General features: G+C 70.8%; 11 protein-coding genes. 9 read left to right on the top strand and 2 right to left on the bottom strand.

Translation table 11 applies throughout. From position 1 onward, the window contains the following. Positions 1-19 precede the first annotated feature (19 nt). The 7 genes from STRNI_RS16590 to STRNI_RS16560 all read left to right on the top strand — a co-directional run bounded on the left by STRNI_RS16590 (position 20) and on the right by STRNI_RS16560 (position 8632). A complete protein-coding gene (locus tag STRNI_RS16590; protein WP_371874831.1) occupies positions 20-1231 on the top strand; it encodes a hypothetical protein in 1212 nt (403 codons plus the stop codon). 151 nt (positions 1232-1382) lie between these two features. Beyond that, the gene (locus tag STRNI_RS16585; protein ID WP_277411491.1) at positions 1383-2642 is read left to right on the top strand and encodes an amidohydrolase; all 1260 of its coding nucleotides are present in this window, start codon (positions 1383-1385) and stop codon (positions 2640-2642) included. A 317-nt stretch (positions 2643-2959) separates the two neighbouring features. Continuing rightward, positions 2960-3991, top strand: a complete 1032-nt coding sequence (locus STRNI_RS16580; RefSeq protein ID WP_018089183.1) for a BMP family lipoprotein — start codon at positions 2960-2962, stop codon at positions 3989-3991. Positions 3992-4210: 219 nt separating this feature from the next. Continuing rightward, a complete protein-coding gene (locus tag STRNI_RS16575) occupies positions 4211-5782 on the top strand; it encodes an ABC transporter ATP-binding protein (protein WP_277411490.1) in 1572 nt (523 codons plus the stop codon). Beyond that, the gene (locus STRNI_RS16570; protein ID WP_371874830.1) at positions 5779-6939 is read left to right on the top strand and encodes an ABC transporter permease; all 1161 of its coding nucleotides are present in this window, start codon (positions 5779-5781) and stop codon (positions 6937-6939) included. Before STRNI_RS16575 ends, STRNI_RS16570 begins: the two co-directional genes overlap by 4 nt. Further along, on the top strand, positions 6936-8216 hold the full coding sequence (locus tag STRNI_RS16565; protein ID WP_093637288.1) for an ABC transporter permease: 1281 nt from the start codon (positions 6936-6938) through the stop codon (positions 8214-8216). Before STRNI_RS16570 ends, STRNI_RS16565 begins: the two co-directional genes overlap by 4 nt. Continuing rightward, a complete protein-coding gene (locus tag STRNI_RS16560; protein WP_277411489.1) occupies positions 8213-8632 on the top strand; it encodes a cytidine deaminase in 420 nt (139 codons plus the stop codon). The genes STRNI_RS16565 and STRNI_RS16560 overlap by 4 nt, the downstream gene beginning before the upstream one ends. Before the next feature lie 125 nt (positions 8633-8757). Here STRNI_RS16560 and STRNI_RS16555 read toward each other — a convergent pair whose 3' ends face one another. Next, the gene (locus STRNI_RS16555) at positions 8758-9312 is read right to left on the bottom strand and encodes a GNAT family N-acetyltransferase (RefSeq protein WP_159486505.1); all 555 of its coding nucleotides are present in this window, start codon (positions 9310-9312) and stop codon (positions 8758-8760) included. Between the two features lie 63 nt (positions 9313-9375). Continuing rightward, the gene (locus STRNI_RS16550) at positions 9376-9675 is read right to left on the bottom strand and encodes a DUF6506 family protein (protein WP_159486503.1); all 300 of its coding nucleotides are present in this window, start codon (positions 9673-9675) and stop codon (positions 9376-9378) included. Positions 9676-9918: 243 nt separating this feature from the next. Between STRNI_RS16550 and STRNI_RS16545 the strand changes: the two genes are divergently transcribed. Then, on the top strand, positions 9919-10599 hold the full coding sequence (locus STRNI_RS16545; RefSeq protein WP_277411488.1) for a S41 family peptidase: 681 nt from the start codon (positions 9919-9921) through the stop codon (positions 10597-10599). Positions 10600-10764: 165 nt separating this feature from the next. Beyond that, positions 10765-12042, top strand: coding sequence for a thymidine phosphorylase (locus STRNI_RS16540; RefSeq protein ID WP_109892237.1), 1278 nt, complete (start codon positions 10765-10767; stop codon positions 12040-12042). The last annotated feature ends 25 nt before the right edge of the window (positions 12043-12067 follow it).

Below are 12067 nucleotides of genomic sequence, written 5' to 3'. Positions count from 1 at the left end.
CGACGAACCGACGGGAGCCATGGTGAGCTCACCTGAAGGGACCCGCGCCGTGCCCGGCACGCCCGGCGCCGAGGTTCCGCCCCCGGAGACGACGGGTTCTCCCGCCCGTGGTCTCCGGGGGGTGCCCCGGCAGCGCCACCGGACCGCACGCTCCGGTGCGCCGCGTGCGGCAGCCCGGGACACCGGCACCCTCGCGTTCGTCGAGAGCCCGGTGCAGCTGCTGAACGCCCTGGAATGGGCGCACACGGCCCAGGCCACCGAGCTCACCGTCGTCGTGCTCTCCCCGCACGACCCGATGACCCGCGGCCAGCTGCGGCGGATGGCCGAACTCGCCCGCGACGAAGGCCATACGGTGCGCTGGGAGGAGGCCCGCGGTGGTCCGACCGCGCCGATGCGCACCATCGGCGGCCTCACCCCGCTGCTGCGCCGCGCCCGCCGCGTGGTCATCGGCGACCCGTTCTCCCGCTACGTCCAGCTGCTGCTCTCCCTCGCCAAGGCGCGCGAGCTGGTCGTGGTCGACGACGGCACCGCCACCATGGAGTTCATCTCCCAACTCGCCCGCGGTGAACGGCTGGTGCGCTGGCACCGCAACGGCAGTGGACGCGGCCCGCGGGACCTGGTCTTCGCGCCGTTCTCGGCCACCGCCCGGCGCCGGCTCACCCCGGCGCCCGAGGGCGGCCGGCGCACCGTCGGCCTGTTCAGCTCGATGCCCGTCGAGGCACCGCCGGGCGTCGAGGTCACCACCAACGAGTTCGCCTGGACCCGCGGCCGCTTCGGCCCGCCCCGGCTCACCCGCGCCGCCGATATCGTCGGCACCTCGCTGGTGGAGACCGGAGTCGTCGACGCCGACCGCTACCTGGCCGCGGTCCGCACCCTGGCCCGTACGCACGGCGCCACCCGCTACTTCGCGCACCGCAAGGAGAGCACCGAAAAGCTGCACCGCCTCGTGGCCGAGACCGGCCTGGAGGTCGTACGGCCCGATCTGCCGCTCGAACTGATCGCCCGCCGCGGCCCCATCGGACGGCTGATCGTCAGCTTCCCCTCCACCGTGGTGCACACCCTGCCGCTGGCGCTGCTGGGTACGGAGGTCAAGGTCGCGGTCTGTGACATCGATCCGGAGTGGCTGACGGCCAACGCCTCACCGCGGGCCCAGGGTTTCCTCGACGGGGTCACCGGCACCGCCCGCGACGTGCAGCGACTGCCGTTCACCCAGCGGATGGCCGCCGGCTGAAGGAGCGCGGGAAGCCTTACTGCATACCCGTCGCATAAACCGTCCATGCGCCGAGCGGCCTAGATTTTCTTCCCCTAACGGGCTGAACTTTTGTTGATCGAAGGACAGTTGCCCCATCGGGACCCGTAACCTTCCACAGGTGAACCACGTGATGTCCCGAGATGTCAGCGCCGCCCGTACCCCCGCCGGGGACCAGCTCCCCGGCGCCCTCCCCGAGGCGCTGCGCGCCGAACTCGGCCTCTTCCGCCGCGACTTGCACATGCATCCCGAACTCGGCAACCAGGAGTTCCGGACCACCGCGGCGATCAAGGAGCGGCTGGAGCGGGCCGGTCTGCGGCCCCGGGTACTGGCCACCGGCACCGGCCTGGTGTGTGACATCGGCACACGGGACGCCACGGCCGACGGGCGGGCCGTCGCGGCCGCCCCCGACCGCCCCCTGCTGGCGCTGCGCGCGGACATCGACGCCCTGCCCATCCCGGACACCAAGACCGTCGACTACGCCTCGACGGTCGCCGGCCGCGCCCACGCCTGCGGCCATGACGTGCACACCGTCGTCGTCCTCGGCGCCGGTCTGGTCCTGGCCGAGCTGGCCCGCGCCGGCGCCCTGCCGCGCCCCGTGCGCCTGCTCTTCCAGCCCGCCGAGGAGGTGCTGCCCGGCGGCGCCTCCGACGCGATCGAGTCCGGCGCCCTGGACCGCGTCGGCCGGATCCTCGCCGTCCACTGCGACCCGCGCGTCGACGCCGGCCGCATCGGGCTCCGTACGGGAGCGATCACCTCGGCCTGCGACCGGCTGGAGGTCGAGCTGGACGGCCCCGGCGGCCACACCGCCCGCCCGCACCTGACCACCGACATGGTCACCGCCGCCTCCCGGGTCGCCCTGGACGTACCGGCGCTGCTGGCCCGCCGGGTCGACGCCCGCGCCGGCCTGGCCGTCACCTGGGGCCGGCTGGCCTCCGGCCACGCCTGCAACGTCATCCCGCAGCACGCCGAACTCTCCGGCACCGTCCGCTGTCTCGATCTCGACGCCTGGCGGCGCGCCCCGGACCTGGTGCATGCCGCGATCGACGAGGTCGCCGCACTGCACGGCGCGAAGTCGCAGATCACCTACGTCCGCGGGGTCCCGCCGGTGGTCAACGAACCGGTCACCGTCCAGCTGCTGCACTCCGCGATGGCCGCCCGCCGCGGCGAGGGCGCCATCGAGGACACCGAGCAGTCCCTCGGCGGCGAGGACTTCTCCTGGTACCTCGAACACGTCCCCGGCGCCATGGCCCGCCTAGGCGTCCACCCACCCGCCGACCCCACACACCGGGACCTGCACCGCGGCGACTTCGACGTGGACGAACAGGCGATCAAGGTGGGGGTGGAGCTCTTCACGGCCTGCGCGCTCCTCGACGGAGACCTCGCGGACTGAGCGCCGAGCATCCGGGCGGCGTCGCGCTGCGGGACGGCGGGCCCGGACCGGACGCCAGGGCCCGGCCGGGCGACCGACGACCCGACGCCCCGGTACGTCCTCATATAGCGGCTCACTACCCGTAAAGCCCGGATATCAGCCCGTTTCGGCAGCTTGCCGGGACGGGCTTCGCATATCGCCCGCCGTGTTTCGTCCAGGTGCCCTACGCCTCGAATCGATAACGTCCACGCAGTGGAGGGTTTTGCGCCAGGTCTACGCGCGTTAATCTCCCGACAAGCCAGCGCCACTGGGGGCGCTTAGAGCGAAGGGAAGGCCCCGTGCGTCGGGTCATCAGGATTGCCGCCGCGGCCACCGCCACCGCGGTCCTCGCGCTCACCGCCACCGCGTGCGGTCAGAGCTTTGCCGAGGCCAACCGCGCCAAACACGCGGGGGTCGGGTTGGCCTTCGACATCGGCGGCCGGGACGACCACTCGTTCAACGAAGCGGCCGCCCGCGGTGCGGAGAACGCGACCAAGAAGCTGGGCGTCAACGTCAAGATGCTCACCGCCAAGAACGGCGAGACCGAGGCGGACCGCGAGCAGCGGCTCACCTCCTTCGCCGAGGCCGGCTACAACCCGGTCATCGGCGTCGGCTTCGCCTACAGCCAGTCCGTGCAGAACGTGGCCAAGGACTTCCCCGACACCACCTTCGGTGTCGTGGACGCCGTGCCGGAGGGCAAGAACGTCGATGCGATGGTCTTCGCCGAGCACGAGGGCTCGTATCTGGCGGGCGTCGCGGCCGCGCTGAAGAGCAAGACCCACAAGGTGGGCTTCATCGGTGGCGTGAACAATGCGCTGATCCAGAAGTTCCAGGCCGGCTTCGAGCAGGGGGTCCGCGACACCGACCCGAAGGCCAAGGTCACCTCGCAGTACCTGTACCCCAACAACGACAAGGGGTTCAACGACCCGGCCGCCGCCAAGGCCAAGGCCGGCGGCATGCTCGACAGCGGTGTCGATGTGATCTACACGGCGGCCGGGCAGTCGGGCGCCGGGACCATCGAGGCGGTCAGCAAGGTCAAGGGCGCCTGGGCGATCGGCGTGGACTCGGACCAGTACCAGCAGCCGGGCCTGGCCCGCTACAAGGACCGGATCCTCACCTCGGTCGTGAAGAACGTCGATGTGGCCGTGTTCGACCTGATCAAGAGCGCCGAGGACGGCAAGCCGCTGACCGGCATCCACGCCTATGACCTCAAGCACAGCGGGGTGTCGCTCGCGACCTCGGGCGGGTTCATCAAGGACATCCAGCCGCAGATCGACGCGGCCCGGAAGAAGATCATCGAGGGCAAGGTGAAGGTCAAGGAGACGCCGTAGCCCGGGACCACCGCCGCCCCGGGGCGCCGCAGCGCCGGACCCCCGGGGGCGAGCCCCCGTCCCCCTTGTGACCTTCCGGTCCCTGACTTTCCGTCCTTTCCGCTCCTTCATCCCTGAGGGGAGTGCGCCATCAACGCAGCATCCACGAGCAGCGGCCCCGCCGTCCCGGACGCCCCCGCTGTAGAACTCCGCGGAATCACCAAAAGGTTCCCCGGCGTCGTGGCCAACCACGACATCCACCTCACCGTGCGCCGCGGCACCGTCCACGCCCTGTGCGGCGAGAACGGTGCCGGCAAGTCCACCCTGATGAAGATCCTCTACGGCATGCAGAAGCCGGACGAGGGCACCATCGCGCTGGGCGGCGAGCAGGTCACCCTGCACACCCCGGCGGACGCCATCGCCCGCGGCATCGGCATGGTGCACCAGCACTTCATGCTCGCCGACAACCTCACCGTCCTGGAGAACACCGTTCTCGGCGCGGAGAAGCTGCACGGCATCGGTGCCGGCGCCCGCGCGAAGATAAAGGAGATCTCGGACGCGTACGGGCTGAACATCCGGCCCGACGTCCTGGTCGAGGACCTCGGAGTCGCCGACCGCCAGCGGGTGGAGATCCTCAAGGTCCTCTACCGCGGCGCCCGCACGCTCATCCTCGACGAGCCGACCGCCGTCCTGGTCCCGCAGGAGGTCGACGCGCTCTTCGACAACCTGCGCGAGCTCAAGTCCGAGGGCCTGACCGTCATCTTCATCTCGCACAAGCTGGGCGAGGTGCTCTCGGTCGCCGACGACATCACCGTCATACGGCGCGGCACCACCGTGGCCTCGGTCGAACCGTCCGGGACCACCCCCAAGCAGCTGGCCGAGCTGATGGTCGGCAGCGAACTGCCGTCCCCCGAGACCCGCGAATCGACGGTCACCGACGAGGAGATGCTCCGCGTCAGCGACGTCCACCTCTCCGCGACCGACTCCGACGGAGTGGTCCGCACCGTCCTGGACGGCATCTCCTTCACCATCCACAAGGGCGAGGTGCTGGGCGTCGCCGGTGTCGAGGGCAACGGCCAGGCCGAACTGGTCGAGGCCGTCATGGGCACCCGCCGCCCCGACCGCGGCGCGATCACCCTGGACGGCACGGACCTGTCCGGCGCCTCCACCCGCGCCCGGCGAGAGGGCGGCATCGGCTACATCCCCGAGGACCGCCACCGCCACGGCCTGCTGCTGGAAGCCCCGCTGTGGGAGAACCGCATCCTGGGCCATGTCACCGAGCGCCCCAACAGCAAGGGCAAGCTCCTCGACATCCCCGGCGCCCGCAGGGACACCGCGCGCATCGTCGAGGAGTACGACGTGCGCACCCCCGGCATCGAGGTCACCGCGTCCTCGCTCTCCGGCGGCAACCAGCAGAAGCTGATCGTCGGCCGCGAGATGAGCCACCAGCCCAAGCTGCTGATCGCCGCCCACCCCACCCGCGGGGTCGACGTCGGTGCGCAGGCGCAGATCTGGGAACAGATCCGCGAGGCGCGCCGCGAGGGCCTGGCGGTGCTGCTGATCTCTGCCGACCTGGACGAGCTGATCGGGCTGTCCGACACCCTGCGGGTGATGTACCGGGGCCGGCTGGTCGCGGACGCGGACCCCGCCGTCATCACCCCGGAGGAGTTGGGCTCCGCCATGACCGGTGCCGCCAGAGGCCACCTCAGCGCGTCGGAAGACGGTGCGCCGGACGACGGTGCGCCGGAAGACGGTGCGTCGCACGACGGTGTGTCGCCCGCCGCCGGTGAGCAGGAGGGGGACGAGCAGTGAGCACCTCCACCAAGAACCCCGCCGTGGACGCCATCGCCAAGAGCGCCACCCGCGACAAGGTGATCCTGGCGATCGCCGCCCCCGTCCTGGCCATCGTCGCCGCGATAGTGATCTCGTCCCTGGTCTTCCTGGCGTCGGGGGAGAACCCCTTCCGCGCCTACGGGATCATGGCCGATTACGGTCACTACAGCGACAGCCAGGTCTGGATCATCAACAAGGCGGTGCCGTACTACCTTTCGGCGCTGGCGGTCGCCATCGGCTTCCGCATGAACCTCTTCAACATCGGTGTCGACGGCCAGTACCGCCTCGCGGCGTTCGCGGCCGCGGCGGTCGGCGGCGCCATCGCGCTGCCCGGCGCGATCCAGATCATCCTGCTCATCGTCATCGCGATGCTGGTCGGCGCGATCTGGTCCGGCATCGCCGGTCTCCTCAAGACCACCCGCGGCGTCAGCGAAGTGATCACCACGATCATGCTGAACGCCATCGCCGCCTCGATCATCGGCTACTTCCTGCAGGACGGCCGCCTCGCCATCAAGGACGGCAACCTCCTCCACACCAAGTTCCTGCCGGAATCCAGCCACTTCTTCTCCTTCCCGACCCACCCCAAGCCCGTCTACGGCTTCGTGGTGATCGCGATCCTGGCCGGTGCGCTGTACTGGTTCGGGATCAACCGCACCCGCTTCGGCTTCGACCTGCGCGCCGTGGGCGCCTCCGAGCCGGCCGCCGAGGCCAGCGGCGTCAGCGTCAAGCGCATGGTCATCAGCAGCATGCTGCTGTCCGGCGCCGCGGCCGGTCTGGTCGGTATGCCGACCCTGCTCGGCGAGTCCTTCCAGTACGGCACGGACTTCCCGGCCGGTATCGGCTTCACCGGTATCGCCATCGCGCTGCTCGGCCGCAACCACCCCATCGGCATGGCCTTCGGCGCCCTGCTGTGGGCCTTCCTCGACCGCACCGGCTCCCGGCTGGAGTTCGAGGGGTACGCCCAGGAAATCGTCGGCGTCATCCAGGGCGTCATCGTCCTGTGCGTGGTCATCGCCTACGAGATCGTGCGCCGCTACGGGCTGAACCTGCAGCAGCGCAAGGTCGGCGAGGAGCTGGCCGTCCTGTCCCGCACGACGAACTCTGACAAGAGCGACAAGCCGGAGGTGTCGGCGTGAGTACGGACCTCAAGACCGCGACGAAGCTCGCGGTCCCCGGGAAGGGGGGCCGGCGCAAGCTGACCTACCCCTGGATCCTGCTGATCATCGCCATCGGCCTGGTCGCCGTCTCCGCCCTCCGGGCCATCACCGGCACCGCGGACCTCACCTCCACCGGCCAGTTCGGCGCCGCACTGAGCGCCGCCGTACCGATCGGCCTGGCGGGCCTGGGCGGACTGTGGTCCGAGCGGGCGGGCGTGGTCAACATCGGCCTCGAAGGCATGATGATGCTCGGCTCGTTCGCGGCCGGCTGGGTCGGCTGGCAGCACGGCCCCTGGGCGGCCGCCGCGGCCGGCATCATCGGCGGCGCGCTCGGCGGTCTGATCCACGCCATCGCCACCGTGACCTTCGGCGTCGACCACATCGTCTCCGGTGTCGCGGTCAACATCCTGGCGCTCGGGGCCACCCAGTACCTGGCCACGCTGTGGTTCGGCCAGGAAGGCAGCGCGGCCATGGCGGCCGGCGGCAACGACAAGCAGTCCCCGCCGATGCCCGACATGCCGACGTTCACCGTCCCCGGCCTCTCGGACGCGCTGAACACCCTGGAGGGCCACCACTGGTTCCTGGTCTCCGACGTCGCCGGCATCCTCGGCGCGGCGGTCACCAACGTCTCCTGGCTGACGCTGCTCACCATCGCTCTGTTCGTCGGCACCTTCTACGTACTCTGGCGCTCCTCGTTCGGCCTGCGGCTGCGCTCCTGCGGCGAGGCCCCGATCTCGGCCGAGAGCCTGGGCGTCAACGTCTACTCGTACAAGTACGCGGCGGTGCTGGTCTCCGGCGCGCTGGCCGGCCTCGGCGGTGCCTTCCTCTCCATCGGGGTGCACTTCTACCAGGACGGCCAGACCGGCGGCCGCGGCTACATCGGTCTCGCCACGATGATCTTCGGCAACTGGCGGCCGGGCGGCGTCGCGATGGGCGCGGGCCTGTTCGGCTTCATGGACGCCATGCAGCTGCGCAGCGGCGGCCCGACCGTCCATGCGCTGCTCCTGGGCCTGGCCGCGCTCCTCGCGGTGCTCGCCCTGTTCCGGCTGCGCGCCGCCAAGCGCACCCAGGCCGTGGTCGCCGGCATAGCCGCCGCCGTCCTGGTCATCTGGTACGCACTGGCCGACACCGTTCCGCTCGAACTGGTCGAGGCGAGCCCCTACATCGCCACCCTGCTGGTACTCGCCCTCTTCTCCCAGCGGCTGCGGCCGCCGAAGGCGAACGGCAAGCCCTACCGCCGAGGACAAGGCACATGACACCACCGGTGCCGGTCGACTGGACCGCACTGCGCGCGCAGGCCCGGGACGCCATGTCCCGGGCCTACGCCCCGTATTCCGGCTACCCCGTAGGCGCCGCCGCCCTAGTGGACGACGGCCGCACCATCGCCGCCTGCAACGTCGAGAACGCCTCCTACGGCCTCTCCCTCTGCGCCGAATGCGGCCTGATCTCCGCCCTGTTCGCCGACCGCCCCGACAACGCCGCCCCCGCCCCCCGCCTGACCGCCTTCACCTGCGTCGACGGCACGGGCGCCCTCCTCGTCCCCTGCGGCCGCTGCCGCCAGCTGCTGTACGAGCACGGGGGGCCTGAGCTTTTGGTCGACACGGCGGGCGGCATCCGCCCGCTGGCGGAGCTGCTGCCGGATGCGTTCGGGCCGGGGCACTTGAGGGGGTGACGGGGGCGGGCGGTATCCGTGGGTACGCGTACCTGGAGAGCCGCGAGCGACAAGCAAGCGGCTCTGCCCCCGCCACCCAGGCCGACAGCGCCTGCTGGAGACGACCACGGCACCGGACTGACAGCTCAGCCGAGCTGGAGAGCCATCACGTCATGGAGAGCCGCGCCCTCCCAGGGGCGGGCCTCACCCACCTTGCGGTAACCCCAGGACCGGTAAGCCGCGTGAGCCGCCTCGGCGGCCGGTAGTGCATTGAGCAGCACGCGCTCTTCGTTGGCCCCCGCGAGGAGCGCCTCGTGCAGTCGCCGGCCGACCCCGAGTTGACGCCAGCGCTTTCGTACCGCGAACTCCATGAGGCCGAACGTGCGTTGCCCGTCTTCTCGCCTGAGTTCGGCCGGGACGGGGGTGACCAGGCGGTCCCACCAATCCGCCGCGGCACTGAGCGGATGGCCGTACGCGATGCCCACCGGCTCACCGCCGGCGGTACGGGCCAGCGCAGCACGAAAGGTGGATTTGCGGACCTGGGAGCGGAAACGGCGGAAGGTCGCCGCTACCGATTCCGGGGTTTCCTCATACGGTTCCTCCGCGAACACCTCGGCGTAGACAAGCCTGAACGCGGGCTCGGCCCGCGCGGCGGCCGGGCCGTCCAAGGGCTCAATAGTGATTGCCTCTGGCGCTGTCATCACGGCCTCCTCGCTCTGGGCCGGCCCGGGCCGCCCCCTTCGAAAGGAAGGAGGCGGCGCACGTCAGGAGAAAATCGCGTGCACCTGATCGACCGCTTCGGGCCCATAGCCCACTACGCCCACGGGGACCGCGCCGTCGATCGCCTCGATGATGCGCCCGGCCCATACCGGGCCGAACCCCCCGCACAGTTCGATGAGTTGCACACCCTCGGCCACCAGGCGGCGCGCTGCCTCGATGCCCTCCTCAGGCTTCTCCACCCCGACGAACACACTGCGGCACGTACCCGTGTCCACGGCCCTGACATCGCCACCTGCCGTACTGCCGTCCGCCGTGTAGATGAACCCCCAGTGCGTGAGCGCCATGCGTATCGACCTCCTGTGATCGGCAGAGCCACCAGCCAAGCAGAATCAGGGCGGAAATGGCCTGGATCGGGGATGATTCGTGAGCGATCCGCGCGAACGCTGCGGCCCGTACTCCGGGTGCGCGCACCGTCCGCACAACGACGCCGACCACGCTCGCGCATGACCGTCGGACAGGTCCTGGCTCCGACGTGTCGAAGACCGCGGGGTCTTGACCGAAACGGGGGTTCTGGTGCAATGGGTGAAATGTCCGTAGCGGCTCCGTCCGGGGGGACGTCGCCGGTGCGCGACTACCTGGAGGCGGTCCTGGATCTGCTGGAGGAGCACGCGCTCAACCGCGAACGGGTGGACTGGGCGCGGGTACGGCGGGAAGCGGAGGCGCAGATCGCGGACGCGACGGCGACGGTGACGGGACAGGCCTACGGGGGCGCGGAGGTGGAGAGGCGGTACATACGGGAAGGGGCCGCCGTCGTGCGTGATCTGGACCGTCACCGCCCGAAAGGCTGGGTCGTGGACCTGCGCGGCAACGCCGGCGGCTCGATGTACCCCATGCTCACGGTGCTCGCTCCGCTGCTCGGGCACGGGCACCTGGGATCCTTCGTCGACGCCGCGGGTGAGGTGTCCGGACGCTGGCTGCTCCGGGACGGTGTGGTGTACGTGGACGACGAGGCGCTCTCGGCGATCCCCCACCCGTATCTGCCGGCCGAACCCGAGCCGCCCGTCGCGGTCCTCATCGACGGAAGGACCATGAGCGCCGGAGAAACCACCCTCTCACAGTGGCCCGCGAGGCCGATCGGACCGGCCGCCTCTACGGCAACGCTCCCATCGCCCCGGACCAGCCCACGCCGGGGGATGCCGACGCGCTCACCGACGCCGTGGCGTGGCTACGGTCCGTTCGGACCCCGTCCGCAGGGGGGAGCCGGGTGAAGGGGTAAGGCGTCAGCCGGGCCGGCTGCGGCCGAAGCCAGCCCGGCTGACGGGCGATGGCGGTGGCAAGCGCGTTCGCCCGCGGGTGAACGACCCCCGGCCCTCCCTGGCCACCCCGGCATCTATGCGTGTAGAACGTACCTACCCGTTCGAAAGGAACCGTCCATGGACGCCATCTCCGTCATCCGCACCAAGCGCGACCGCGGCGAGCTGACCCCCGATCAGATCGACTGGGTCATCGACGCCTACACCCGCGGCGAGGTCGCCCACGAGCAGATGTCGTCCCTGGCGATGGCGATCTTCCTCAACGGTATGAACCGCACGGAGATCGCCCGCTGGACGGCCGCGATGATCGCCTCCGGTGAGCGGATGGACTTCTCGTCGCTGCCCCGCCCCACCGCCGACAAGCACTCCACCGGCGGCGTCGGCGACAAGATCACTCTGCCGCTCGCCCCGCTCGTCGCCGCCTGTGGCGCGGCCGTCCCGCAGCTCTCCGGGCGCGGCCTCGGCCACACCGGCGGCACCCTCGACAAGCTCGAAGCCATCCCGGGCTGGCGCGCGACGCTCTCCAACGAGGAGATGCTGAACGTCCTGCACGACGTCGGCTCGGTCATCTGCGCCGCCGGTGACGGTCTCGCCCCCGCCGACAAGAAGCTCTACGCGCTCCGCGATGTCACCGGCACCGTCGAGTCGATCCCCCTGATCGCCTCCTCGATCATGTCCAAGAAGATCGCCGAGGGCACCGGTTCCCTCGTCCTGGACGTCAAGGTCGGCTCCGGCGCCTTCATGAAGGACCTCGACAACGCCCGCGAACTGGCCTCCACGATGGTCGAGTTGGGTACCGACCACGGGGTGAAGACCGTTGCCCTGCTCACCGACATGGCCACCCCGCTCGGCCTGACCGCAGGCAATGCCCTCGAAGTACGGGAATCCGTCGAGGTGTTGGCCGGCGGCGGCCCGCAGGACGTCGTCGAGCTGACCCTGGCGCTGGCCCGCGAGATGCTCGACGCGGCCGGTCTCAAGGACGCCGACCCGGCCAAGGCGCTGGCCGACGGCTCCGCCATGGACCACTGGCGCCGCATGATCAGCGCCCAGGGCGGCGACCCCGACGCGACCCTCCCCGTGGCCCGCGAACAGCATGTCGTCACCGCCTCTTCCTCCGGCATCCTCACCACCCTCGATGCCTATGCGGTGGGTCTTGCCGCCTGGCGCCTGGGCGCCGGCCGCGCGCGCAAGGAGGACCCGGTCCAGGCCGGCGCGGGCGTGGAGCTGCACGCCAAGCCCGGCGACACGGTCACCGCGGGCCAGCCCCTGCTGACCCTGCACACCGACACCCCGGAGAAGTTCCCCTACGCCCTGGAGGCCCTCGACGGCGGCGTACTCGTCGGCCCCGAGGACGCGGCCTTCGCCACCACTCCGGTGGTGCTGGAACGCATCGGTTGAGGCGGCCGGGACGCCCGAGCCCTTC

Source organism: Streptomyces nigrescens (assembly GCF_027626975.1).
Taxonomy (GTDB): domain Bacteria; phylum Actinomycetota; class Actinomycetes; order Streptomycetales; family Streptomycetaceae; genus Streptomyces; species Streptomyces nigrescens.
This window is presented reverse-complemented; position numbering and strand designations above follow the sequence as displayed.

Excerpts from the sequence above, each read along its gene's own strand:
- STRNI_RS16555 (WP_159486505.1), bottom strand. The coding sequence starts at position 9,312 with ATGACAGCGCCAGAGGCAATCACTATTGAGCCCTTGGACGGCCCGGCC.
- STRNI_RS16540 (WP_109892237.1), top strand. The coding sequence starts at position 10,765 with ATGGACGCCATCTCCGTCATCCGCACCAAGCGCGACCGCGGCGAGCTG.
- STRNI_RS16550 (WP_159486503.1), bottom strand. The coding sequence starts at position 9,675 with ATGGCGCTCACGCACTGGGGGTTCATCTACACGGCGGACGGCAGTACG.
- STRNI_RS16545 (WP_277411488.1), top strand. The coding sequence starts at position 9,919 with ATGTCCGTAGCGGCTCCGTCCGGGGGGACGTCGCCGGTGCGCGACTAC.
- STRNI_RS16585 (WP_277411491.1), top strand. The coding sequence starts at position 1,383 with ATGTCCCGAGATGTCAGCGCCGCCCGTACCCCCGCCGGGGACCAGCTC.
- STRNI_RS16560 (WP_277411489.1), top strand. The coding sequence starts at position 8,213 with ATGACACCACCGGTGCCGGTCGACTGGACCGCACTGCGCGCGCAGGCC.
- STRNI_RS16590 (WP_371874831.1), top strand. The coding sequence starts at position 20 with ATGGTGAGCTCACCTGAAGGGACCCGCGCCGTGCCCGGCACGCCCGGC.